19 protein-coding genes and 1 pseudogene are annotated in these 23,644 nt (G+C 72.1%); 7 read left to right on the forward strand and 13 right to left on the reverse strand.

Annotated elements, in window-relative coordinates; genetic code table 11:
- Positions 1-140: 140 nt before the first annotated feature.
- Both IEZ13_RS47960 and IEZ13_RS46725 read left to right on the forward strand, forming a co-directional pair.
- Positions 141-491: pseudogene (locus IEZ13_RS47960) on the forward strand (YdcF family protein); the annotation flags it as partial.
- A gap of 79 nt (positions 492-570) precedes the next feature.
- Positions 571-777: a hypothetical protein gene (locus IEZ13_RS46725; protein WP_229794947.1), complete on the forward strand. Its 207-nt coding sequence runs from the start codon at positions 571-573 to the stop codon at positions 775-777.
- Between the two features lie 25 nt (positions 778-802).
- Here the strand turns inward: IEZ13_RS46725 and IEZ13_RS24085 are convergent, their stop codons facing one another.
- The 5 genes from IEZ13_RS24085 to glnA form a co-directional block, all read right to left on the reverse strand.
- Positions 803-1,636 (reverse strand): hypothetical protein, encoded by an 834-nt coding sequence (locus IEZ13_RS24085; RefSeq protein WP_183226074.1) that lies wholly within the window; start codon positions 1,634-1,636, stop codon positions 803-805.
- Between the two features lie 12 nt (positions 1,637-1,648).
- Positions 1,649-1,969 carry a PadR family transcriptional regulator gene (locus IEZ13_RS24090; RefSeq protein WP_183226073.1) on the reverse strand — a complete coding sequence of 107 codons (321 nt, stop codon included), beginning with the start codon at positions 1,967-1,969 and terminating at the stop codon, positions 1,649-1,651.
- A gap of 63 nt (positions 1,970-2,032) precedes the next feature.
- Positions 2,033-2,614 (reverse strand): putative adenosine monophosphate-protein transferase Fic, encoded by a 582-nt coding sequence (locus IEZ13_RS24095; protein ID WP_183226072.1) that lies wholly within the window; start codon positions 2,612-2,614, stop codon positions 2,033-2,035.
- On the reverse strand, positions 2,611-3,198 hold the full coding sequence (locus IEZ13_RS24100) for a Panacea domain-containing protein (RefSeq protein ID WP_183226071.1): 588 nt from the start codon (positions 3,196-3,198) through the stop codon (positions 2,611-2,613). The genes IEZ13_RS24095 and IEZ13_RS24100 overlap by 4 nt, the downstream gene beginning before the upstream one ends.
- 213 nt (positions 3,199-3,411) lie before the next feature.
- Positions 3,412-4,836 carry a type I glutamate--ammonia ligase gene (gene glnA, locus IEZ13_RS24105; protein ID WP_183226070.1) on the reverse strand — a complete coding sequence of 475 codons (1,425 nt, stop codon included), beginning with the start codon at positions 4,834-4,836 and terminating at the stop codon, positions 3,412-3,414.
- Positions 4,837-5,027: 191 nt separating this feature from the next.
- Between glnA and IEZ13_RS24110 the strand changes: the two genes are divergently transcribed.
- Complete coding sequence (locus IEZ13_RS24110) at positions 5,028-5,393, forward strand: RDD family protein (RefSeq protein WP_183226069.1); 366 nt, start codon at positions 5,028-5,030, stop codon at positions 5,391-5,393.
- A gap of 3 nt (positions 5,394-5,396) precedes the next feature.
- Here IEZ13_RS24110 and IEZ13_RS24115 read toward each other — a convergent pair whose 3' ends face one another.
- Together IEZ13_RS24115 and IEZ13_RS24120 are read right to left on the reverse strand one after the other, a co-directional pair.
- Positions 5,397-7,433 (reverse strand): hypothetical protein, encoded by a 2,037-nt coding sequence (locus tag IEZ13_RS24115; protein WP_183226068.1) that lies wholly within the window; start codon positions 7,431-7,433, stop codon positions 5,397-5,399.
- A 4-nt stretch (positions 7,434-7,437) separates the two neighbouring features.
- Positions 7,438-8,448 (reverse strand): hypothetical protein, encoded by a 1,011-nt coding sequence (locus IEZ13_RS24120; protein ID WP_183226067.1) that lies wholly within the window; start codon positions 8,446-8,448, stop codon positions 7,438-7,440.
- A 177-nt stretch (positions 8,449-8,625) separates the two neighbouring features.
- Between IEZ13_RS24120 and IEZ13_RS24125 the strand changes: the two genes are divergently transcribed.
- From IEZ13_RS24125 to IEZ13_RS24135, 3 genes are all read left to right on the forward strand, one after another.
- Entirely contained in the window at positions 8,626-8,985 is a 360-nt protein-coding gene (locus IEZ13_RS24125) for a WXG100 family type VII secretion target (protein ID WP_229794949.1), read from the forward strand.
- 20 nt (positions 8,986-9,005) lie between these two features.
- Positions 9,006-9,290 (forward strand): WXG100 family type VII secretion target, encoded by a 285-nt coding sequence (locus IEZ13_RS24130; RefSeq protein ID WP_183226066.1) that lies wholly within the window; start codon positions 9,006-9,008, stop codon positions 9,288-9,290.
- A 180-nt stretch (positions 9,291-9,470) separates the two neighbouring features.
- Entirely contained in the window at positions 9,471-10,712 is a 1,242-nt protein-coding gene (locus IEZ13_RS24135; RefSeq protein WP_183226065.1) for a S8 family serine peptidase, read from the forward strand.
- Positions 10,713-10,862: 150 nt separating this feature from the next.
- Here the strand turns inward: IEZ13_RS24135 and eccB are convergent, their stop codons facing one another.
- Positions 10,863-12,230, reverse strand: coding sequence for a type VII secretion protein EccB (gene eccB / locus IEZ13_RS24140; RefSeq protein ID WP_183226064.1), 1,368 nt, complete (start codon positions 12,228-12,230; stop codon positions 10,863-10,865).
- Positions 12,231-12,236: 6 nt separating this feature from the next.
- Positions 12,237-13,646 (reverse strand): type VII secretion integral membrane protein EccD, encoded by a 1,410-nt coding sequence (gene eccD, locus IEZ13_RS24145; RefSeq protein WP_183226063.1) that lies wholly within the window; start codon positions 13,644-13,646, stop codon positions 12,237-12,239.
- Between the two features lie 91 nt (positions 13,647-13,737).
- Here eccD and eccCa point away from each other — a divergent pair, with 91 nt between their 5' ends.
- Complete coding sequence (gene eccCa / locus IEZ13_RS24150) at positions 13,738-17,688, forward strand: type VII secretion protein EccCa (protein ID WP_183226062.1); 3,951 nt, start codon at positions 13,738-13,740, stop codon at positions 17,686-17,688.
- Positions 17,689-18,355: 667 nt separating this feature from the next.
- Here eccCa and IEZ13_RS24155 read toward each other — a convergent pair.
- The 4 genes from IEZ13_RS24155 to IEZ13_RS24170 form a co-directional block, all read right to left on the reverse strand.
- Positions 18,356-19,345: a hypothetical protein gene (locus IEZ13_RS24155; RefSeq protein WP_229794951.1), complete on the reverse strand. Its 990-nt coding sequence runs from the start codon at positions 19,343-19,345 to the stop codon at positions 18,356-18,358.
- Positions 19,342-20,637, reverse strand: coding sequence for a type VII secretion protein EccE (locus IEZ13_RS24160; RefSeq protein WP_229794952.1), 1,296 nt, complete (start codon positions 20,635-20,637; stop codon positions 19,342-19,344). Before IEZ13_RS24160 ends, IEZ13_RS24155 begins: the two co-directional genes overlap by 4 nt.
- Positions 20,638-20,686: 49 nt before the next feature.
- Positions 20,687-22,345: a right-handed parallel beta-helix repeat-containing protein gene (locus IEZ13_RS24165; protein WP_183226060.1), complete on the reverse strand. Its 1,659-nt coding sequence runs from the start codon at positions 22,343-22,345 to the stop codon at positions 20,687-20,689.
- Positions 22,346-22,667: 322 nt separating this feature from the next.
- A complete protein-coding gene (locus IEZ13_RS24170; protein ID WP_183226059.1) occupies positions 22,668-23,360 on the reverse strand; it encodes a DUF4191 domain-containing protein in 693 nt (230 codons plus the stop codon).
- Between the last annotated feature and the right edge of the window lie 284 nt (positions 23,361-23,644).

Raw genomic sequence — 23,644 nt, forward strand, 5'->3', positions numbered from 1 at the left:
ATTGTGCCGCCCGAACGCTACGTGACGAACCCAGTGCCACCGTCCTTTCCGGGACCTCGTCGTCGGCCGCCCTCGTTGCGGACACTTCCGCGGAGGCCGCGCCACGGTTGGCAGACTGATCGTTCGTGGACGTCGAGACGATGCCCGGAACGCCGGGACTGACGCTGGCCGAGGTCGCGCACGTCCTGGTGCCCGGGCACGGCCGCGACGCCACCGGGACCGGCCTCAACCCGGGCGGCGCCGACCGCTGCCGGACCGCGGCCGCCCTGCACCGGATTCTGGGTCGAGGGCTGATCATCTGCTCCGGCTACAGGTCACCCGTCGACGGCAAGGGCGCCCCGTGGAGCAGCGCCGACGCGCCCGGCGAGACCTTCCTTGGCGTGCCGGAAGCCGACCTGATGCGGGCGTGGCTGGTGGCGGACGGCATCGACCCCTCGGCGATCCGCGTGGAGCGCCACTCCGTCGACACCGTCACCAACCTGCTGCGCGCCGAACACGAGGGCCACTTCGGCGACGATCGCCCGGTCGCGATCGTCGCCCAGGCCGGCCACCCTGCGGCGCATCCTGGCGGTGGTCGCCCCGCGGACGCTGCGCCGCCCCTACCTCGGCGTCGTCGTCCCCGGCGGCGCCCCGGAGAACCCCCTGGCCCGGCCGGTGAGCCGCCTCATCGTCGCCGGCCTGCCCCGGGAGCCGGCGCTCGCGATCACCATCGCCACCCGGCGCGCCGAACGCCTGTGGGGCCTCGCCCAGCGGCTGGGCAGACGCTCATACCACTGACGCGTCTTGCGCCTTTGGGGGCGGCTCATACCACTGACAGCCTCGGTGCCGGCTCGACCCGGGTCACCTCGCGGTAGAACATCAGGGCCGCCACCAGGATCAGGACCCCGGCCAGCGCGGCCACCCAGGGCAGCACCAGAGCGTCGGCCCCCGGATCGGCGAAGACGTCGCCGTAGTGGCAGTGCCAGCCCAGCTGGAGCCCGGCCTCCACCGTCAGCAGGAGCCGCGTCCATCGGGTCCACGCCTGCCAGCGGCCGCGCTGGAACACCAGGGCCAGCAGCGCGAGGTGCAGCGCGAGGATCGCCACCAGCCAGGGCATCCGCAGCGGGCCGGCGAAGTCGTCGGTGTAGGTCAGTGGGCCCGGATTCAGGTACACCACCAGCAGCACCGCCCAGGCCGTGAACTGCGCGAGCACACCGGCCCGGCTCGCCCGATCGGTCCGCCGGACCCGGTGCGGCCGCCAGGCGAACGCCTCCGGGCGCCGGCGCAGGATCAGGCCCCGGCCCGCGAACCCGATCACCAGCAACCCGAGCCAGGCGAGCGTCGCCACCGACGTCCACTTCGGTGGGATCATGACCCACGCCACGACACCGCCGGCCACCGCGGCGACCAGGAAACTCCACGTGTCGCTCGGCTCGACGAGCGTGAACGGGCGGTGGTAGCGGGCCGCGGTCTCGGCGGGACGGCCCAGCTCACGCAGCATCTCCACGGCGGACTCCGGCGTACCCCCGTCGGGCCGGGACCGCAGATCCTCCCGCAGCAGCGCACGCAGCTCGAAAGCGACATCGTCCCGCTTGCGCGGTGGCAGCCGCCGCGCCACATCGTGCACGTAGCTCTCGATGACGTCGTCGGCATCCACGCCGATCGCCTCCTAACCCAGGAGCGAATCCATCACCCGGACCTGACGTCGCCACGTCTCACTCATCGTCTCGAGAACGCGCTTGCCCTCCGGGCTGAGCCAGTAGTAGCGCCGGGGTGAGGCGCCGTCGGTGTCCCACGAGCTCTCCAGCAGCCCCTGCGCCTCCAGGCGGCGCAGCAGCGGGTAGAGCGTGCCCTCCTCGACCGGCATGCCGGCGTCGGCGAGGGCCTGGCGTAACGAGTAGCCGTACTGTCGGGTGCGCAGCCGGGTGAGGACCGCGAGCACGAGAACCCCGCGCCGCAGCTCGGCCTCCAGCTTCCCCTCGACCGTCACCCTAGCGTCACCTCATACTGTTTCATACACAGTATCCCTGCGCCCGCCGCCCGGCAACGGGTGTCAGCCGAGCCGGGAGACGACCGGATCGAGGATCTCGACGAGCATCGCAGTGTCCGCGGTGTTCAGGTGCACGCGGCAGGCCTCGATGTTCTCCGCCCTGCTCAGCTCTGACCAGTCCAGTTGGTAGCCGGCGGCAGCGGCGGCCTGGCGCAGGAAAGCGCGAAGTGTCCGGCCGTTGCCTTCGCGGAACGGATGCAGGACGTTCAGTTCGCCGTAGTAGTGCGCCAGCCTGCTTACGAAGATCTCGCGCCGCAGCCCGATCAGGTATTCCTCCTCCTCCAGTTCGGACAGCACGGCACCGACCTGGTCGTCGACATAGCGCCAATGGCAGAAGCGGGCGCCCGGCTTGCTGATGTCGACCGTGCGAGTCCGGCCGGCCCACTCGTAGAGGTCCTGGAAGAGAAAGCGGTGGAAACTCTGAAGGTGGGCGAGGCCGTACCCACCCGGGATCGACGTCCGGGAGATCTGCACGTCACGGATGGAGACGATCCGGAACTCCGCTTCGCGAAGACGTTCCGGATCGGTAAGGCCGAGCTTGTTCTTCAGACAGTCAGTTCCCGGACTGAGGTAGGGGTCGGTCACTCCCGGAACCGGGCGATCTCGGCGGCGATCAGCTCATCGGCCGTCATCGTCCCAGAAGCGACCTCGCGAAGATGATCCTGCCAGTCCGCGTCGAACTCCATGCCCTCCAGGGCGGCGTTGGCGGTTGCCAGCGCGACAGCAGTCTCGGTGTCCGCGATCTGGCGGCCGAAGTACGACTTCATCAACTCGATGCTCAGGTGCTCGGAGGAGGGGGCGTGATCGGGCAGTGCACCGCGAGCGGCCTTCCACGGCAGCTCGTGATGGGTCATCCGGGACAGCTCGACAGCGGAGAACCTGCCGTACTCGGTGGTCACCCACTGGACCGTGGCCCGCTCCGCCGGGGTCAAGGCGTCGTCGTCTCCCCAGGGCCAGCTCGAGATCGTGTATCGCCGCCGATGGTGATCGTAAAGATCGCGCACGACGGGTCCCTGCCGCCACGCCTCGATCGGCTCGCCGAAGAGCGTGCGGTGGTGGCGGGCGAGGTGCCAGCCCTGGCAGTAGTAGACGAGCTTCTCCAGCTTCATCGCCGTCATGCCGCCGAGCCGCTGGACGATCGCCGAAGCGACGTCATGAACCGTCGCCATGCCACACCTCCCTCGCGAGTGAGATCCGAGCGTATCGAGGGCTCGTGACGCCCGGGAACTCCCGACGCCGTGTCACCCCGGATTCACCGATCCTACAGCGAACGGAGGAGAGGAAATGGTACATATGTTCGAGGTGTTCGAAGCTGGTGCGGGTGCGGATGCGAAACGGCGGCCACGCTGAGCGTGGCCGCCGTTGTCGTCAGTGCGCGAGGGTCACACGTTGTAGTACATCTCGAACTCGTGGGGGGTCGGGCGGAGCCGGACCGGGTCGACCTCGTTGGTGCGCTTGTAGTCGATCCAGGTGGAGATCAGGTCCTCGGTGAAGACGCCACCGGCGGTGAGGTACTCGTGGTCGCTCTCGAGCGAGTTCAGCACCGCGTCGAGGGAGCCCGGCACCTGCTTGACGTTGCCCCACTCCTCCGGCGGCAGGTCGTACAGGTCCTTGTCGATCGGGGCCGGCGGCTCGATCTTGTTCTTGATGCCGTCCAGGCCGGCCATCATCATCGCCGAGAACGCCAGGTACGGGTTCGACGACGGGTCCGGGACGCGGAACTCGACGCGCTTGGCCTTCGGGTTGCTGCCGGTCACCGGGATGCGGGTGCAGGCGGAGCGGTTGCGCTGCGAGTAGACCAGGTTGACCGGGGCCTCGTAGCCGGGTACGAGACGCCGGTACGAGTTGACGGTCGGGTTGGTGAACGCGAGCAGCGACGGCGAGTGGTGCAGGAGGCCGCCGATGTACCACCGGGCCATGTCGGACAGACCCGCGTAGCCGGTCTCGTCGTAGAACAGCGGCTCGCCGTTCAGCCACAGGCTCTGGTGGGTGTGCATGCCGGAGCCGTTGTCGCCGAAGAGCGGCTTGGGCATGAACGTGACCGTCTTGCCCTCGGCCCGCGCGGTGTTCTTGATGATGTACTTGAACAGCTGCATCTGGTCGCCGGCGTGCAGCAGGGTCGAGAACTTGTAGTTGATCTCGGCCTGGCCCGCGGTGCCGACCTCGTGGTGCGAGCGCTCGACGGTGAAGCCGGAGTCGATCAGCTTGCGGACCATGATGTCGCGCAGGTCCGAGTAGTGGTCGACCGGCGAGACCGGGAAGTAGCCACCCTTGTAGGTGGTCTTGTAGCCGAGGTTGCCGCCCGGCTCCTCACGACCCGAGTTCCACGCGCCCTCGATCGAGTCGATGTAGTAGAACGACTGGTGGGCCGAGGTCTCGTGGCGGATCGAGTCGAAGATGTAGAACTCCGCCTCGGCGCCGAAGTAGGCGGTGTCGGCGATGCCGCTGGCGGCCAGGTAGGCCTCGGCCTTCTTGGCCACGTTCCGCGGGTCACGCGAGTAGGCCTCGCGGGTGAACGGGTCGTGGATGAAGAAGTTCAGCGCGAGCGTCTTCTGGATCCGGAACGGGTCCACGAAGGCGGTGGCGACGTCCGGCAGCAGCATCATGTCGGACTCGTGGATGGCCTGGAAGCCGCGGATCGAGGACCCGTCGAAGGCGAGGCCGTCGGTCACCACACTGTCGTCGAACGACTCGACCGGGATGTTGAAGTGCTGCATCACACCCGGGAGGTCACAGAAACGTACGTCGACGAACTTGACGTCCTCGTCTTTGAGGTATCGCAGGAGTTCCTCGGGATTGGCGAACACACGTCCTCCTGGCACAGTATTTCCGATACCGGGCGGCACATGCCGCCACCTGGCAGGGCTGGTCGCGACGTTATGGGTGCGGAGTTGCCCCGGCGTATCCCTATTGTTTCCGCCGTGTTACGTAACGCTTCGAGCAGGCACGGCGAGGACGCGAGCCGACCTTCGGACACTATCGCGTAGTCTCAGCCGCCGTGGCTGCATCAACAAACGGGGCCGGACTCGGCCCACGGCTCGGCGCGCTGATCGTCGACTGGGTCCTGTGCCTGCTGATCGCGAGCCTCTACGCCAGCCCGCGGGAGCAGTCGTGGCCGGCCGTCCTGGTGCTGATCGCCGCCAACACCTTCTTCCTCGGCCTGTTCGGTCAGACGCCGGGCATGCGCCTGTTCCGGATCCGCTGTGACGCGTACGAGATCGGGGGTGTGATCGGACTCGGCCGCGGCCTGCTCCGCGCCGTGCTGCTCGCCCTCTTCGTGCCCGCGATCCTGCTCGACAAGGAGGGCCGGGGACTGCACGACCGGGCCGCCGGCTCGATCGTGGTGCCCGTGCCCCGGTCCTGAGGCTCACGACCGGAACGCCCGGCGGATCTCCTGCTCCGGCGGCTCCTCACCCCGGCCGGTAACCACGTTGCCGCCCGGCGTGCGTACCCCGAAGGCCTGCTGATCGGTGACCAGGTCGTGGTCCTCGCGGACCGGGACCGGGACCGGGTCGCCGCCGCCTCGCCGTCGGCCCAGTTCGGGCGCGACCGTGCCGGGCCGGTTCGGCTCGGCCGGTGTCTCCGGCCGCGTCGCCGCGCGGCTGCGCAGACCCCACGGGCCGCCGTCCGGACGGGCCCGCTCCGGCGCGTCGATCACTCCGGAACCGCCGCGCCTACGGGCCTCCTCGGCGCCGAACAGGTCGGACCAGGGCGGCAGGCCACGATCCCGGCGGGTCGGCCGGTAGGGCGGGGGAGCGGCCGGCGAGGTGGGCCGGTTCAGCACCGGCGGCGCGGTGCCGCCGGGACGCTGCGGGGCGGCCGGGCGGCGCGTCTCGGCCTCGCTGCCGGGCCGGGCTCCGCGTCCCTCACCCGGATTCTTCAGTACGGGCGGAGCGGCCTGCCCGGGCGGACGGCCGAACGAGTCCACTCCGGACCCGGTGGGCCGGGCCGGCGTCCCCGGACGCTGGCGCCCCCGGTCCCCGGGCCGCCCCGTCTGTCCAGGCGGCGTGACTCCAGGAGTAGAGGTCCGTCCGGGCGGCGGGGTCACCCCCGGGGTGGTCCGGCCGGGACGTCCGGTCCGGGCAGGCGGCGGCGTCACACCCGGAGTGGTACGCCCGGGGCGCGCGGCCGGGGAGGTCGGCGGAACAGTCGCCGGACCGGTACGGCGGATCTCCCGCCCGCCCGGGGGCACGACCGGTGCGCTCGGAGCACTCGGCCGCCGGATCGTCCGCCCCGGCGGCAGCCCACCCGGCGGAACCGGCACGTTCCGCCCCGGCCGCCCCAGCTGCGGAGGCAGACCGGGCCGCACACTTCCGGGCGGGATCACCGACGGCCCGCTGCCCGGCGGCAACGTCCCGGGCGGGAGGGTGCCCGGCGGCAGCGTCCCAGGCGCCGGCGGCAGGACACCGGGCGGCAATTGGCCGATCGGCGCCGGAAGACCGGGCGACAGGCCCGGCGGCAGGCTTCCGGGAGGCGTCACACCGGGCGGCAGAGACCCCGGGGGTACGGCGCCCGGCGCCACCGGCAGCGGAAGTGCGGCTCCGGGCGGGAGCAGACCCGGCGGCAGTTGCCCGGGCGGCGGCGTGCCCGGCGGAAGCTGCGCCGCAGGCGGGTTGCCGACCGGCAGCGGCTGGAACCCGGGACCCGGCTGTGCCGGCCCCGGCCCACCCGGAAGGCCACCCCCGCCGGGCAGCGCGGCCGGCTGGCTGAGCACCGCGTTCATCGGCTGCACCGGCGGACCGACACCGCTGGAGAGCGTGGCGATGTAGTCGAAGAACTGGTCGCCGTAGTAGAAGGCCAGCTTCTGCGCCTCGTACCGGTACTTCTCCTGGACCCGCGACTGGTCCTCCTCGATCTCCTCCAGCCTCGCCGCGTCCCAGCCGACGCCCTCGGTGGCGAAGGCGCCGACGTGCTCCAGGAAGCCGACGTTCTGCGCCTCCCGCAGCTCGTCCTCGTAGTCGCGGACCAGCCGCTCCATCGCGTACCGGGCCTCGGTGGAGACGTTGACCATGTGACGCAGCGCGGTCACGTTCTGCTGGGCGGCGTCCATCCACACGTCCAGATAGGCGAGCGTCTCCCCGGGCCCCCGCTGCAGGAACGCGTCCCGGGCGGCCGGCGACTGCCACGCCTCGTCCCGCAGCACGTTGCTCTGGCTCAGCAGGAACGTCTTCACGTCCGCCATGAACGACCAGGCGTTCTGCCACTGGTCGGCGAGCGCCGCCATCTGCTCCGGGTGCATGTTCCGGATCCGCTGACGGATCTCCTCGATGCCGGTGGTGTTGCCGCCGCCGGGCGAGCCGGTGAACGGCGTCTGCGAGGACGGGTAGCTGCCGTAGTGCGTCTGCCCGCTGTATGGGCTGTACCCGTAGTTCAGGTCGGCGGTCGCGCCGTAGTAGTCAGCCATCGGATCAGCCGTTCACTCGGTACTTCTCGGCGATGGACGGGGCGGGAACCTCCTGCCCCTGGGTGGCGATGCCGGTGACCACCCGGTTCGTCTCCACGATCGCGCCGTCGGCGTTGCGTTCCGAGGTGACGGTGACCTGCTCGCGGGTGCCCGAGTCGGTGGTCTCGACGGTCCGGTGCACGGTCTGCCCGTCGCCGTCGCGGATCTCGGTGCTGCGGCCGATCACGTGCTCACCGTCGTACCGTGTCCGGGTCTCCGTCGTCCCGGTCTGCCTGCCGTCGGGTCCGAAGGTCTCCTCGACGTTGATCGCGACGTCTCCGGTCTGCCGGGTCGAGGTGCGGGTGGTGACCGACGACACCGTCTCGCCGTCGCTGCCGAACACCGTGGTGGTGACCGTGGTGATCCCGCTGCCCGGCGCGCTGAACGTCGTCACCTCGCGGCGCTCGCCGTTCGGCCCGGCCACCGTCTCCAGCGACTGGTACGCCGACAGCGGAGTGACCGACGTCGTCGTCCACTCGCCACTGTCCGCGGCCGGGACCGCCGGCCGCGCGGCCGCCTGCTGCTCCTGGAAGGTCAGGCCGACACCCTCCGGCAGGCCCGCGGGACGGGGCACGCTCTTGTCGCCGTACGCGAAGAGCACATCGTTGAGGGAGGCCGCGGAGAGGGCGTCGCCGCTGCCGTAGCTGTCCGCGACGGTCCGGGCCGCGTTGCCGATGTTGCCCACCGACTCGGCCAGCTTCTGCATGTAGACGGTCAGCTCGCCGGCGTTCGCCACCAGGCGCGCCCGGACCGCGTCCGCCTCACCCAGCACGTCACCGTCGAAGGCGGCGCCCGGCATCTGGCCGAGCGGCGCCAGGTACGCCGAGCGGGACATGATGTCCGTCTGCTGACTCGCCATGAGGGTCGCGAAGTCGCGGAGGCCGTCCAGGTCGACGTCCACCGACGGGCCGCCGCCGAGCCACGGCGTGCGGGTGTTCTTCGCGGTCTGGTCCGCGTAGGGATTGTCTGCGCCCATCACGCCTCCCCCAATTGATCAAAACGATTTGTCGATCGCAATGAGCGGTGACGCAGAAGAGTACGCCGGAGTCCCGGAACAGGTTCGACGAGATTTCCTTGAAATAGCTTCGAACCGGATTCGGGCGGCCGGCGTACGGACCGGCATAACCCACTCACGAGAATCGGGGAGAAGATCGTGGCAGGAACGCCGGGCATGGGTCAGGTCCATGCCACACAGGAACAGCTCAGCGCGATGGCCGGCCGCTGCTCGGACACCGGACAGAACATCTCCAGCGGGATGAACCAACTCCTCGGCCAGATCCAGGGTCTCAGCGGCGGCGCCTTCGCCGGAACCGCGAACAACGCCCTCCAGGACGTCTCGGCGCAACTCAACGACGGCCTCACGAAGATCATGCAGGCGCTCGAGGAGCTCGGCGGCAAGATGTCGGCCGCCTCGCAGACATACGGCACCAACGACGAGGAAGCCGCCCAGGACCTGCGAGCCGCCGCTGCCGGTGGCGCCGACAGCTCCGTCATCAACGCCCTTCGCGGCTGACCCGAAACGGAGACCAGACCATGAACATCACCTACAACTTCGGCCAGATCGCCGACGTGTCGGCCGCCATCAACACCTTCCAGGGCCAGATGGACCGCGAGCTCAACGACCTGTACACCGCCTTCACCCAGCTGTTCGCCCAGGACTGGACCGGCGCCGCGGGCACCGCGTGCGACGAGGCCCGGCAGAAGTGGAACCAGGGCGCCACCGAGATCAAGTCCGCGCTGGCCGGCGTCGGCGTCCGGCTGGGCGCCTCGGCCGAGCGCATGCAGCAGGTGGACGCGCAGATCGCCGGCAGCATGTGATCGCGCGCCGATGCTCGAACGGGCCGCCGGCTCCCGCCGGCGGCCGCTCCACGCCCACCCGCCGCTCGTGGATCTTGGGCGATTGCCCACCGAATTCGGTGGTCGGCCGCCCAGGATCGTAATGGGGGTGAATTCATGATTTATTTGAGACGTTGGGGATGAGTGCGGAGGATGTGCGTCATGAGGGTCGCGGCGCTGTTCCTGTCGATCATTGTTCCGATTCTTGGAGTGCCCGTTCCCGTGTTCGCCGCGCCCGGCCAGAATTGCGCCGAACCCGGCCGTGATCAAATAAACGGATCATGGCCGCGGGCGATGTTGCAGGCCGATGCCGTCACCCCGCTGGAGAACGGCGCCGGAATCACCGTGGCCGTCCTCTCCACGGGCGTCGACGCCGGCCAGCCGCAGTTCGGCAACCGGGTCCTGGCCGGCGCCGGCGTCATCGGGGCCGGCCGCGCGAACCAGGACTGCACCGGCGCCGGGACCCAGGTCGCCGGCGTCATCAGCGGCCAGCGCGCCGGCGGCGACAACGATGTGGCCGGCCTGTCCCCGGCGTCACGGATTCTTCCGGTCCGGGTGATGCTGGACGACCCGGCCGGCTCCGAACCGACCCCGGACTCGCTGGCCCAGGGCATCACCGTGGCCGTACAGAACGGCGCCGACGTGGTGGTGGTCGCCGCGCCCGTCTACGACGACGACCGCGATCTCGAGGCCGCCGTCGCCACCGCGGCCGCACGGAACGTCGTCGTGGTCGCCGCGGTCGGTGATCTGGGCGGACCGGACGAGCCCAACCCCAGGCCGTACCCCGCCTCGTATCCGAATGTCCTCGGGGTGGGCGCCATCGACCAGGCCGGCCGGATCTGGCCGGACTCGCAGCGCGGCGACTACGTCGACCTGGTGGCCCCCGGCGTGGCGGTCCCCACCCTTCAGACCGGCCGCGGCCTGGTCGAGGTGGACGGCACCGCGGTGGCCGCCGGTTTCGTGGGCGCGGCGGCCGCCCTGACCCGGGCCCGCCGCCCCGGCCTGAACGCCGCCGAAACCGCCCGTCACCTGGTGGCGACCGCCAGTCCCGCCCCCACCAGCCCGGCCTTCGGCGCCGGCGTGATCAGCCCGTACGCGGCGCTGACGGCCCAGGTGGTGGACACCGAGGCCCGCCGGCTGCCGGCATTGCAGGCGCCCCCACCCGCCACCGACGCCACCGAGCTCCAGCGCCGCACGACAGCCCTGGCCGGCGCCGCGACAGCCGCGGTCCTGGTTCTGGTCCTCCTGCTGACGGCCGCCGCCCTGCGCCGGAGCCGCCGCCGCCACTGGCGCCCCGGCCTGCCACCCCGCCTGCACACCGCACCCGAGCCGCTGGAGCCAGGCCCTCCGATCATGCTCTTGGACGAGCCCTCCAGACCCCTCGAACCAGCACGCCGTCCCTAGTCCGTCACCCAGGTCGGCGCACACGTTCGGGCCGCGGTGGCCGCACACGGAGGACACAGCGTGCGCAGGCACTACGGCTCTACGCCAGGCAGGCGGCCACGAAACCGCCACCGTGTGCGCGGGGCGGCGGACGCCGTACCGGAAATGGGGTCAATCGGGGTTGGCGGCCGGCCGGATGGCGGCCTCCGCATCGAGGGTGACCCCCGCCGGGAGGGAATTGATCAGCGCGGTGGGGACCTCGATGGCGTTCGCGGCGGCGTAGCCGAGGCGTGCCACCGTGTCGGCGTCGGGGATCGCGTGGCGCAGGCCGATGTCGGTGATCAGCATGAAGCCGCCGGATCCCGGTACGCGGACCAGCTCGAACCGCCCCGCCGGGACCTGGACCGCGTCGGCGAGCGGGCGGCCGTTGCCGGTGGCGCCGCCGGTCGGGATGGTGGCGCCGAACGCGCCGGCGGGAGCGCCCACCGAGATCGCCGGGGGTTTGTCCGCGGCCGTGGTCACCGCGCAGGCCGATGCGCCCTGGTCGATGGTGGCCAGCCGGGGCACTACCTGCGGGCCGCGGACCGACGGGTCGTCGTTCTGCAGGGCGCGGCTCTCCGGGATGGCGGTCAGGTCGTTGACCGAGATCTGCTCGGGGCGGTCCGGGAAGCCGGCGTTGAGGACCGCCTGCTGGAGTGGGGTGATGGCGGCGCGGCCGTCGTTCAGGACGAGGTAGAACTGCTGGCCGCTGCCGGTCTGGGTGACCAGGATGTCGCCGTTGTCGAAGCCGGGCGCGGCCGGGGACGGGTTGCCGCGGCCGTTGACGTTGATCGGGGCGATGTCGGCGCCGGACGGGAGGGCGTTGAGCCAGGCGGTGCCGATCCGGACCGGTTGGGCGGCGCCGAACAGGGCCTGCACCGTCGTACGCGAATCCTTGACCTCATGTTTGCGGCCCTGCCAGATCAGGTGCACGTCGCCGGTGATGACGTCCGTGGTGAGCAGGGCGCGGTCGCCGGCCGGGGTGGCCGCGGGGGAGCCCGCGCCGACCAGCAGGACCGTGCTGGGGCGGTTGCCGGGGACCGCGCACACCGTCCACGGCAGGCGGGTCTGGCGGGCCGCCTCGGGCAGTGAGGCGGGGGCGCCGGCGATCCCGATGGTGACGCCGCGCGGGGTGCCGGTCAGGGACTTGGCGGCGATCCGGAAGACCGGTGGGTCGGGGCGGCCGGCGGCCAGTTTCGCGGAGGTGAAGTTGAGCGTGGGGTTGAGCCGGCCGCGCAGGTAGACGAAGCTGGCGCCGGTCTCGCGTTCGACCACCACCGAGCCCTCCTGCTGCCACTGGTTCGCGCCGGTCCGGGTGAGCAGGCCGTAGATGCCGAACCCGGCGGCGACCAGGATCGCCACCATGATCCCGCCGAAGAGGGCGCCGACGCCGCGGCGCAGCGGCGACTGGGCCGGGTCGGTCTCGCGCATCACCAGCGCCGAGATCACCCGCTGGTTCATGAACTGGTACGACTGCAACTGGTCGCGGCGCGAGATCACCGGCGGTCACCCCCCGAACGACGCGAACAGGCCGCGGATGTCGTCGAAGACGCCGATCACCGCGCAGGCGAGCGGGATCAGCGCCATGATCGCGACGATGTCCAGGATGTCGGCGGCACGTCCCAGGTACGGCGACGGCGCCTTGCGGCTGTAGATCAGTGCCGACGGCAGGGCCACCGCGACCACCACGGCCGCGCCGGCGACCAGCACCACCCCGGAGACGGCTCCGGTGACGACCGGGCCGACACCGAGCCCGGCCAGCCCGACCAGCCCGGCCGTCAGCAGCGGCACCCGCTGCTGCGGGGTGGGCAGCAGCCGGGCCCGCAGCAGCAGCGCGGCGATCGCGGCGACCATCAGCAGCACGGCCGCGGTGTCCGGGCCGGACAGCGCCAGCCAGGCCATCGCCACCACACTGCACAGCGCCGCCGACAGGATGAACCCGGTCAGCACCTCGGCGGCCCGGACCACGGCGGCGAACACGTCCGCCCGGCGCGGCATCGGCTTGTCCGCCAGGATCTCCTCGGCCCGGTTCGGCAGGTCCGGGAACGGCAGCCGGCCCAGCCAGCCGGCCAACACCGGATAGGCCGGGAGCAGCCCGATCGCGGCGGTCAGCGCCACCGCGGCGGCGCCCTCCGCGGACATCCCGGCGAGCGCCAGCGTCGCGGCCGGCAGACCGGTCAGGGCGGCCGCCATGCCGGCCACGAAGAGCCGGGCCTGCCCGGCCACCCCGGCGTGCCCGATCACGCTGACCACAAGCAGCGCGGACGAGCCGAGGACCAGGCCGGGGGCGCCCACGCCGAGGAATCCGCCGTCGGGCCGGGTCAGCAGCCAGGCGCCACCGAAGAACGCGTACGGCAGCCCGCTCGCGGCCACCACCCCGCCGGCGTTCGCGTCCCCGAACGCCCGGGACAGCAGGATCCCGAGGACCGCGCAGGCCAGCGACACCACCAGGGCGACCACGCCGGGCAGCACCCAGGCGGGACCGGTGGCGGCCAGCCCGGTCAGGCCGAGCAGCAGGGCGGCGGCGGTGACCGCGAGCCCGCAGCGCCGGGTGGCGGCCGGGCTCCAGGACCGGGCGGCCCGCCGGGAGCCGCTGGCGATCACCTCGACCACGTCGTCGTACGCCAGCTCCGGCCAGTCCTCCCGGGCCGGGTTGAGGTGCAGCAGTTCCCCGTCGCGGACGCCCTGCGCGGCCAGGTTGCGCCCGGGTTCGAGGGCGGTGCCGGTGGCGCGGCGCAGCACCCATCCGCCGTACCGCTCGGCCGGCTCGCCCAGCGCGCCCTCGGCATGCCGGAGCAGGTGTGGCAGCAGCTCGGCGACGAGCATGTTGTCGGGCAGCGCGAGGTCGAGGCGGCGGGTCGGCGCCGCGATGGTCACCCGGGCCAGCGAGGGCCCGCTCGGTGCGGGTGCGCTCACAGTGGACAACGTAGCAAGCTGCGAAGATCCATTCACGTGCACGAATGACGGATAGGATGGTCGTCGCTACGTCACCCACGGGGAGCCCAGTGTGACAGTAACGATCATCAAGCGTCCGCCACGCCGGCCCGCGCCCGTGATGCCCTCCGGCGAGGTTCCGCTCGACCCGCCGCCCGAGGTGCCGCCGCCCCAGGGTAAAGGCTGGCAGCGGATGCTGATGATCCTGCCGATGGGCGCCGGCGCGGCCGCCATGGGTCTGATGATGGGCACCCAGCGCAGCGGCCCGATCGCCTACGTGGCCGGCGCGATGTACGGCGTCTCCATCCTCGGCATGATCGCGATGATGGCGGGCAACCAGAGCGGCCCGGGCAAACGCGAGATGATCGAGGCCCGCCGGCAGTACCTGCGGCATCTCTCCCAGCTCCGGGCTCAGCTTCGGGACACCATCCGCCGCCAGCGGGAGGCGCTCTACTACCGCAACCCGGACCCGGAGACCCTCTGGACGTTCACCGAGAGCGGCCGCCTCTGGGAGCGCCGCCGCGGCGACGCCGACTTCACCGTGGTCCGGATCGCGGTCGGCCCGCAGGAGGTGGCCACCCGTCTCGTCCCGCCGCAGACCCGGCCGGTCGACGAGCTGGAGCCGCTCTGCGCCATGGCGCTGCGCAGGTTCGTGAGCACCTACTCGGTGGTGCCGGACCTGCCGGTCTCGGTGGCGCTGCGCGACTTCTCGCACATCTACGTGCGCGGCGCCGACCAGCCGGTGCACGACTTCAGCCGGGCCCTGATCGCCCAGATGGCCACCTTCCACGCCCCCGACGACCTGCGGATCGGCGTCTGCGTGCCGGACCACGAGCGCCCCCGCTGGGAGTGGGTGAAATGGCTGCCGCACGGCCAGCACCCGGGCAAGACCGACGCCATCGGCCCGGTCCGGCTGGTCGCCCCGAGCATCCCGGCGCTCGAGGCGATGCTCGACGACGTGCTGGTCAACCGGCCCCGGTTCGACCCGGCCGGCGCGCCCGGCGGCGGCCCGCACGTCATGGTGATCATCGACGGCGGCTCGACGGCCGGCTCCGACCACCTGATGACCGAGGGCGGCGTCGCCGGGGTCACCATCGTCGACCTGTCGGTGCCGCCGCCCCGGCTGCTCGACGACAGCTCGGTGGTCCTGGAGATCGCCGCCGACGGCACGGTCACCGGCACCACGATGGACGGTCCCACCGAGGTCGGAAAGGCGGACGTGCTGAGTCCCGCGGAGGCCGAGGTGCTGGCCCGGGAGCTGGCGCCGCTGCGGTTGTCGGCCGCCTCGTTCGCCGACCAGCCGGCCATCTCCCAGGACACCGGGCTGGCCGAGCTGCTGGAACAACCCGACCCGTACGGCATCGACCTCAACGAGCTGTGGGCCAGCCGCCCCAACCGGGACCGGCTGCGCGTCCCGATCGGGGTCGGTCTCGACGGCCGCCCGGTCGAGCTGGACCTCAAGGAGTCCGCGCAGGACGGCATGGGCCCGCACGGCCTGCTCGTCGGCGCCACCGGCTCCGGCAAGTCCGAGCTGCTGCGCACGCTGGTGCTGGCGCTCGCCATGACGCACAGCCCGGAGATCCTCAACCTGCTGCTGGTCGACTTCAAGGGCGGCGCCACGTTCGCCTCCCTGGACCGGCTGCCGCACACCGCCGCGATGATCACCAACCTGGAGGACGAGCTGCCCCTGGTCGACCGGATGCTCGGCGCCATCCAGGGCGAGCTGACCCGGCGGCAGGAGCTGCTGCGCAAGGCCGGCAACTACGCGTCCCAGCGCGACTACGAGCGGGCCCGCTCGGCCGGGGTGCCGCTGGCCCCGCTGCCCAGCCTGCTGTTCATCGTCGACGAGTTCTCCGAGCTGCTCAGCGCCCGGCCCGACTTCATCGACATGTTCGTCCAGATCGGGCGGGTCGGCCGGTCGCTCGGCATCCACCTGCTGCTGGCCTCGCAGAAACTCGAGGAGGGGCGGCTGCGCGGGCTCGAGTCGCACCTGTCGTACCGGATCGGGTTGCGCACCTTCTCGTCGATGGAGAGCCGGGCCGTGCTCGGGGTGCCGGACGCCTATGAACTGCCCCGATCGCCGGGGCACGGCTATCTGCGTACCGGAACCGAGGGTTTGATCCGGGTGAAGGCCGCCTATGTCTCCGGGGTCGTCCGGCAGAACGGCGACCTGCCCGGCGCCGGCGGCCGGGGCGGCAACCCGATCCGCGAGTTCTCCACCTTCTACGTGGCGCCGCTGCTCTCCGACTCACCGGACGAGGAGGCCGCCCCACCGGAGGAGACCGCGACCGGGGACACCCTCATCGAGGTGCTGGTCCGGCAGATGGAGGGCAAGGGCGCGCCGGCCCACGAGGTGTGGCTGCCGCCGCTGGACAAGGCGCCCACCCTGGGCCAGATGCTGCCGCCGGTCGTCACCGTGCCGGAGCGCGGGCTCACCGTCGACGCCGAGGAGCGGTTCGGCGCCCTGCACGCGCTCGGCGGGATCATCGACAAGCCGTACGAGCAGCGCCGCGACCCGATGTGGCTGGACCTGGCCGGGGCGGCCGGCAACGTGATGGTGGTCGGGTCCGCCCAGTCCGGCAAGTCCAACCTGCTGCGCACCCTGGTGGTCAGCCTGGCGCTCACGCACACCCCGCGCGAAGTGCAGTTCTACGGGCTGGACTTCGGCGGCGGCCCGCTCAGCGCGCTCGCCGACCTGCCGCACGCCGGCGGGGTGGCGACCCGGCGCGATGTGGACAAGGTCCGCCGCACCATCGCCGAGCTGCACGGTCTGATGCGGGCCCGGGAGGAGATGTTCGCCCGGGAGAGCGTGGAGGGCGCCGCGGCCTACCGGCGGGCCAAGGCGCAGGGCCGGTTCGCCGAGGACGCGTTCGGTGACGTCTTCCTCGTGGTCGACGGCTGGTCCACGCTGCGCACCGAGTTCGAGGACCTGGAAGGCGCCGTGCACGAGCTGGCCAACCGGGGGCTCGGCTTCGGCATCCACATCCTCGCCGCCACGAACCGGTGGATGGACGTCCGCCCGCAGATCCGCGACGTCTTCGGCACCCGCGTCGAGCTGCGCCTCGGCGAGGCCAGCGACTCGGTGATCAACCGGCGGGAGGCGGTCAACGTGCCGGAGGACGCGCCCGGCCGCGGCCTCACCCCGGACGGCTATCACTTCCTCGCGGCACTGCCCCGCATCGACCGCGAGCAGCGCGTCGACGACCTGGCCGACGCGGTCGCCGAGCTGGTCCGGCACGCCGCCGACCACTGGACCACCACGCCCGCCCCGCCGGTGCGCCTGCTGCCCGCCGAGCTACCGTTCGAGGGGCTGCCCCTGGCCCGCGGCGGCGCCGTCCCGATCGGCATCGCCGAGGTCGACCTGCAACCCGTCCACCTCGACTTCGACGCGGAACCGCACGCGCTGCTCTTCGGCGACGTGGAGAGCGGCAAGAGCTCCTTCCTGCGCAGCCTGGCCCGATCCATCGCCGCGTCACACACCCCCGCCGAGGCCCGGCTGCTCCTCGTCGACCTGCGGCGCAGCCTGCTCGGCTGCGTCGCCCCCGAGCACACCATCGGCTACGGCACCTCACACCAGGTCACCGCCGACCTGATCAACCAGGTGGCGGTGGCCATGCGGGAGCGCCTCCCCGGCCCGGACGTCACCCCCGAGATGCTCAGCAACCGCAGCTGGTGGAAGGGCCCGGAACTCTACGTCCTCGTCGACGACTTCGACCTGATCGCGTCGGCCAGCCCGAACCCGCTCACCCCACTGCTCGAATTCCTGCCCCAGGCCCGCGACATCGGCCTGCACGTGGTGATCACCCGCCGGATCGGCGGCGCCGGGCGTGCCATGTTCGACCCGGTCATCGGCCGCATCCGGGAACTCGCCTCACCCGGGATCATGATGTCCGGATCCCGCGAGGAGGGCCCGCTCTTCGGCAACATCAAACCCCAGCCGCTGCCGCCGGGCCGCGCGTGGATGATCACCCGACGGCACGGCGCGCGGTTGGTCCAGCTCGCGTGGTCCCCTCCGGCCCGTTGATTCTCTTTCCGGTACGCGTGTCGCCGCTCCCGACCGCACATACGGCAGTTCCCGTGAGTCGGCGCGAGCGTCTGCCCGGTCAAGTCTGTGCCGCCCCCGCCGGGCTTAGATCGGTGCTCCCGCGGAGTTCCGTCGCCCACCTGCCGGCCTTCGGCCTCCCGCTTGCGCTCGGCCGTTCGTCGCTGTCTTGCTTCCCAAGCACCGGGGCTGCCGGCTCGCGCTCTCTGCCGCCCGTCCCGCCCAGCCGTTGGTCGCCCTCCTGCTCGCCAAACACCGGGCCTGCCCGCTCGCCGCCGTTGCGCCGGTCGTGGTGGGCGCGGGGTTGCGGTGGGCGCACGAGCCGGTGAGCGTGTGCGCCCACCACGCCTATCGCCCTGGCGGGCGCCCACACGGCGGCTTTCGTGCGTGCTCACCCCCGGAACCGCGACCGGATCGCACTCTGAGTGAGCGAAAGGCGCCGTCCACCGGCTTGCGCGGCACATCGGGGTCGTGGGAACAACACCGATCCCCTACACGCCCATCAGCCCGGTCACGAGGAGTGACCCCCCCGACGGGTTCGGAGGGTGGCACGGCCGCTGGCAAGCGCAACCAAGCCGGGCCGAACAGACGGGACGACCTCACACGTACCAAAAAGATCCGAAACACGAACCTCGACCACAAAAGGTCTCTAGCGGCGGGGGAGGCCCACGTACTGCTGCTCGATCGCGGTCTGGTTCAGGAACAGGTAACGGTCGTCGCCGTCGCCGATCAGGGCCATCATGTCGTCGTTCATCGACTGGAGGAGCTGACCGCTCTGCGGGCGCAGTTTCAGGGCGGCCGCCACCAGGGTCGCCTCGTCGCCGCCGAGCCGCTGGAGAACCACCAGGCCGGCCTCCTGCACGGCCGCGACCCCGGGCCGGTCCAGTTGCCGCAGGATGGTGAGCTGGGTGTGCCACGGGCCCAGCGGTGGGCTCGCCGCCGGGCCGGTCATCCCCAGGTCGAAGACGGTCATCAGTGGTGTCTGGGCGGTCCCGCCGTACGGCCCGCCCGGCTCCTGCCCGATCACGGTGAGCCGGTTCTGCTGCCCGGTGGCCCGCTCCCCGAACCCGGCCCACGCCCGTGGCTCGGTCGTCACCACGACCACCCGCACCCCGACCGAGAACGCCCGGAAGATCAGCAACTGGGCCGCCCACACGCCGCCGACCAGCGTGACCCGGACCGGCTCGGGTGCGAACAACCGCAACGGCACCGGCGCCTGCCGCTGGTCCCGCCCGAGCAGCAGCCCCGGCGGCGCGGCCGGGGCGACCGTCACCCGGCGCAACCCGGCCCGCGGGATCGCGTGCCAGCCGATCCGCAGCCGGCTGACCCGCCCCGACGGCCCGGTCCGCTCCGGTCCGCCGGCACCGTCCTCCGGACCCGTCGGCGGTCCGTCCGGCGGCCGCTCCGGCGGGTACGTCCCCGGCCGGGCCAGCGGCGCCGACGTCACCGCGGGTGCGGACAAGCCCCGCGCCACCGGCTCGGCCACCGCCTGCTGCTGGACGAACGGGTCGGCCGGCTCCGGCGCCGGCCGCTGCACCGGCACCGACGCCCGCCCCGACGTCACCTGCCCCGGCTGCCGGGGCGCGGGCGCCGGCTGCTGATAGGCGGCCGCACCCTCCTGCGGCCACGGCTGGCTCATCCCGCGCCACCTCCGGTCGGGGCGGTGGCGTAGGCGGCGGGGCCCTGTTCGCCGTCGAGGGGGAGCAGTTCGCCGCCGGCCCGCCGGACGCCCTCCTGGAGCACCCGGTCCAGGGCGGTCAGGTCCGCGTCCGGGCGGGCCGCCATCCGGATGAACGCGCGCACCGCCACCTCGTCCCCGGCGCCCGCCCGCAGCAGCAACGCCACACTGGTCTGCGCGGCTGGGGCGGTCGCCGCCCAGGCGAACAGCGACCCGATCTCGGTGGCCGACGCGGGCCAGGTCTTCAGCCAGTACGTCCGGTGGATCAGCCGCGCCGACCGCCAATGCGTCCACGCCTCGTCCACGCCCGGGCCGTCGGCCAGCGCCCACGGCTCCACATCGCACGATCGGGCCAGCAGGGCCAGCAGGTGATCCGCGTCCAGCGGCCGGCCGGTGATCCCCAGCCGTCGCAGGTTGGCCGTCACCTTCCGGCCCAGCCCGGCGACCAGCGTGGCGGCCGCCTCCGGGTCGGCGGTGTGGTCGAGCAGCGCCTCGGCCAGCGCCCGCGCGTCGATCCGGACGCTGATCGACGTCTCCCGGTAGGCCGGCACCGGCCCGGCGCTCACCGACTCCACCAACTGCCGGTACGACGCCCCGGACGGCGAGGCGGCCGGCACGTCCGGGCTCGGCGCCGGCACCGTGTGCGTGACCAGCTCCATCACGAGGCCCGGCTGCCCGGCGCCGGCGAGTGCTCCGGCCAGTGCGTCCAATGGCACCTCGGGGACGGCCGGGTCGACCGCGACGACGCTGTACCAGCCGGCCTCGTCCCGGGCCACACCGACGATGCCGTCCGACGCGGTCACGTCCCGCACGGTCAGGCCGGGCGCCACCGAGCGGAGCGCGGCCAGCACCGGCCCGGACCGCGGATCCGACCGGGCGGCCCGGCGGCGGCGGTGCTCGGCGGCGACCCGCCGGTGCTCCAGCCACCAGCGGTGCTGCCGGCGGGAGAAGAAGATCAGCACCACCGCGGCCGCGCCGGCCACCGTGACCGCGAGGGTGGCGAGGTTCTGCGTGACGGCGAAGACGAGGGCCAGCGCCGCCGCCTCGGCCACCACGATCTGCGCCAGGCTGAACGGGCCCAGATGGCCGCGCCGGGGCACCGCCCGGACCGGGGCCTCCGGCGGCCGGTACTGCGGCGCGGCCCGCGGAACCGGCCGTGGCGGGGGAGGCGGGGCGGCGCTGCCGCGAACCGGCGTGCCCGGCGGCCGCAGTGGCGCGGCGGCGCCGTACGTCGGTCCCTCACCCCGGTGCACCCGTCGCCTCCCCCGTACCGTCGGTATCGGTCTGCTGCCCCACCGTAGTTCAGTGGATCGCCACATGCAGATCCGCGAGCATCAACGTCCGCAGATCGTCGCGGCTGGGCATCCGGCCCATCGCCCGCAGCCGTCCGGACTGCGCCTTCCGCATGCCTTCCAGCAGCTTGCGGGCCTCCCGGGCGTTGCCGAAGTTCCGGTCACGTTCGAGCCGTCCGAAGTGCTCCCACAGCGCCTCCGGCAGGCCCTCGTCGAAGGTGTAGTCGTCGTGCCGGGCGATCCGGTCGGCGATCATCACGAGTTCGTCCGGCCCGTAGTTCTCGAACTCCATGGTCTTGGCGAACCGGGACGCCAGACCGGAGTTGGCGTCCAGGAAGTCGGACATCTCCTCGGTGTAGCCGGCGACGATCACCGCGACCTGGTCCCGGTGGTCCTCCATCAGCTTCACCAGGGTGTCGATCGCCTCCTGACCGAAGTCGGCGGCCGCCCCGCCGGCGCGGGCCAGCGTGTACGCCTCGTCGATGAACAGCACGCCGCCCATCGCGTCCTCGAACACCGAGGTGGTCTTCTCCGCGGTGTGCCCGATGTACTGCCCGACCAGGTCGCGCCGGGACACCTCACGGAACTGCCCGTTCGGCAGCACCCCCAGCGCCTTCAGCAGCCGGCCGTAGATCCGGGCGACGGTCGTCTTCCCCGTCCCGGGGGCGCCCGTGAAGATCAGGTGGTGGCTGACCGCGCCCACCGACAGGCCCGCGCTGCGCCGCCACTCGTTCACCTGGATCTCGTCGATCAGGGCCCGGACCTCGTTCTTCACCCCGGCCAGGCCGATCATCGAGTCGAGTTCGGTGAGCAGCCGGTCCACCTCGGCGGCGTCCTGTGCGGCGCCGGCCGCGACCACGCCCGCCTGTGGCAGCCCGCCGGTGTCGGTCAGCGTCACCGTGGCCTGCGCGCCCGGGTCGACGGCGACCGGTGGCTCCGCGGTCTGCTCGACCCGGCACTGCTCGACCACCGCCGTGCAGCCCGGCCCGATCACGATCCCGGAACCGTGCGTCTGATGCACCCAGGTCTCCACGATCCGGGTCGCGCTCGCGTAGGCCACCACGATGCCCGCGTCGCCGGTGCCGGAGACCTCGCAGCGCTCGATCACCGGGCGGGCCGACTGGTAGACGTAGACCCCCCGGTAGCCGCAGTCGCTCACCTTGGTGCCGCGGATCTCCGGGTCGGCGCCCAGCCGCACGATCACCCCGTCGTCCGAGACGCCGCGGATCTCGCAGGAGTCGACCGTGCCGCCCGCGTCGGAGTAGACGAACCCGTGCCGGCCGCGCATCACCCGCACCTCGGTGGCGTCGACCATGGATCCGCCGTCGGCGTGCAGGGCCGAGCCGTAGCCGGCGGACAGCTCGCAGCGCCGCAACCGCACCCGGCCGCCGCCGATCGCCACGGCCGGATAGTCGTCCGAGGTGAGGGCCAGGCCCTCCACGTCGACCTCGCCCGACGAGACGGCCAGCGCCGGACCGTCCAGACCGGACGCGTCCACGACGGCGGAACCGGGATCGCCGGAGGCGCGCACGGTGAGGCGGCGCCCGGTCAGTTCGATGCGCTCCCGGTAGGTGCCGGGAGCGAGGACGACGGTGGCCCCGTCCGGGGCGACCTCGAGAGCGTCGCGGAGAGTCGGGTACGTGCCGGGGACCGCCAGGGTGCTGACCACGAGCGGAACTCCTTCGTGCGAGTCTGCGTCACCGTCCGGCGTGGACCGCCGGAAAGCGGCGTAAACCCGAGGCTAGCGCCCCGAACGAATCATGAAGGCCCCCGTCGATGAATCAACCCCATTCTCGGTACGGCAAGCAGCCCACCCGCCCCACCCCCACGGCGGTGCACTCGTCACCCCCGCAAAAAGCCGCCGGTGTCGAGGCAAGCGGTTTCCCGACGCAGCGGGGTTTGCTGCGGCGGGAAACCGCCTGCCTCGACACCGGTTACAAGGCTTTTTGCCGCGGAGCGAAGCGGAGCAATCAGACTCAGTGCAATCAGACTCAGCGGGGGCGCTGCTGGCGGAACGCGCCCTTGCTCGGCCGCATGTTCTTCGGGATCGCGCCCTTCGGCATCTGGGGGCGCGCCATGAGGGCACCGAGGCGCTTGTCCAGGGCGTTCACGTCCTTGCCGGTGAGGTTGCGGGGCAGGCGCAGCATGGTCGAACGCAGCTTGCGGACCGGGAGCTGGCCCTCCTCGGTGCCGATCACGTAGTCGTAGAGCGGAGCGTTGCCGATCACCTTGACCAGCCGCTTGCGCTCCTGGCCGATGAGGTTGCGGACGCGCGCCGGGTCGCCCTCGCCGAGCAGGATCACGCCGGGCCGGCCGATCACCACGTGCACCATGTCGAACTGCGTCGTGGAGCTGGCCGCGGGGCGGACCCGCCAGTCACCGCGCATGTTCTCCATCAGCGAGGCGGCGGCGCCGGGCTGGCCCTCCGCGACGTTCATCATCGCGGTGTTCGACCGCAGATTGAGCACGATCAGCACGGCCAGCAGGGTGAACAGGATGCCGACCGGGATCCAGAGCAAGCCGTATCCCAGGAGCACGACGGCGACGGTGATCGCCACCGGGATCGCGACCGCCGCGACGACCAGCGGGACGAACCATTTGTCCTGCTTCGCCGTGAACGCGAACACCTGGCCGATCTGCTTCAGGCGCTCGCGGAACGACACCTTCTCCTGGGGTTTTGCCATAGCCGCAAAGTGTAGTGGGGCTCAGGTACCTTACGGCGTCCCGGGGACCCGGACGGTCGTGGGTAAGGAGGGGGCGACGTCGCGGATGAGGCGGCCGCCCCATGCCCTGCGGCCGCCTTCGGGCGAAGAGTCGGTGTCACACCAACCGACAGGAGCCCCGCAAATGATTCCCTTCAGCGACCCCGACACTCAGTTCCGCCTGGTCCGCGATCACCTCGACGAGCGCATCCGGGACGCCGAGGACCACCGGCTCGTCCGGGAGGCCGCGACCGTACGGGCACGCC

The organism is Actinoplanes campanulatus (assembly GCF_014647795.1).
Lineage (GTDB): Bacteria > Actinomycetota > Actinomycetes > Mycobacteriales > Micromonosporaceae > Actinoplanes > Actinoplanes campanulatus.

Coding starts and splice junctions, on each gene's coding strand:
- IEZ13_RS24100 (WP_183226071.1), bottom strand. CDS start 3,198: ATGGCGACGGTTCATGACGTCGCTTCGGCGATCGTCCAGCGGCTCGGC.
- IEZ13_RS24115 (WP_183226068.1), bottom strand. CDS start 7,433: ATGGCTGACTACTACGGCGCGACCGCCGACCTGAACTACGGGTACAGC.
- IEZ13_RS24120 (WP_183226067.1), bottom strand. CDS start 8,448: ATGGGCGCAGACAATCCCTACGCGGACCAGACCGCGAAGAACACCCGC.
- IEZ13_RS24130 (WP_183226066.1), top strand. CDS start 9,006: ATGAACATCACCTACAACTTCGGCCAGATCGCCGACGTGTCGGCCGCC.
- IEZ13_RS24135 (WP_183226065.1), top strand. CDS start 9,471: ATGAGGGTCGCGGCGCTGTTCCTGTCGATCATTGTTCCGATTCTTGGA.
- IEZ13_RS24155 (WP_229794951.1), bottom strand. CDS start 19,345: ATGAGCCAGCCGTGGCCGCAGGAGGGTGCGGCCGCCTATCAGCAGCCG.
- IEZ13_RS24170 (WP_183226059.1), bottom strand. CDS start 23,360: ATGGCAAAACCCCAGGAGAAGGTGTCGTTCCGCGAGCGCCTGAAGCAG.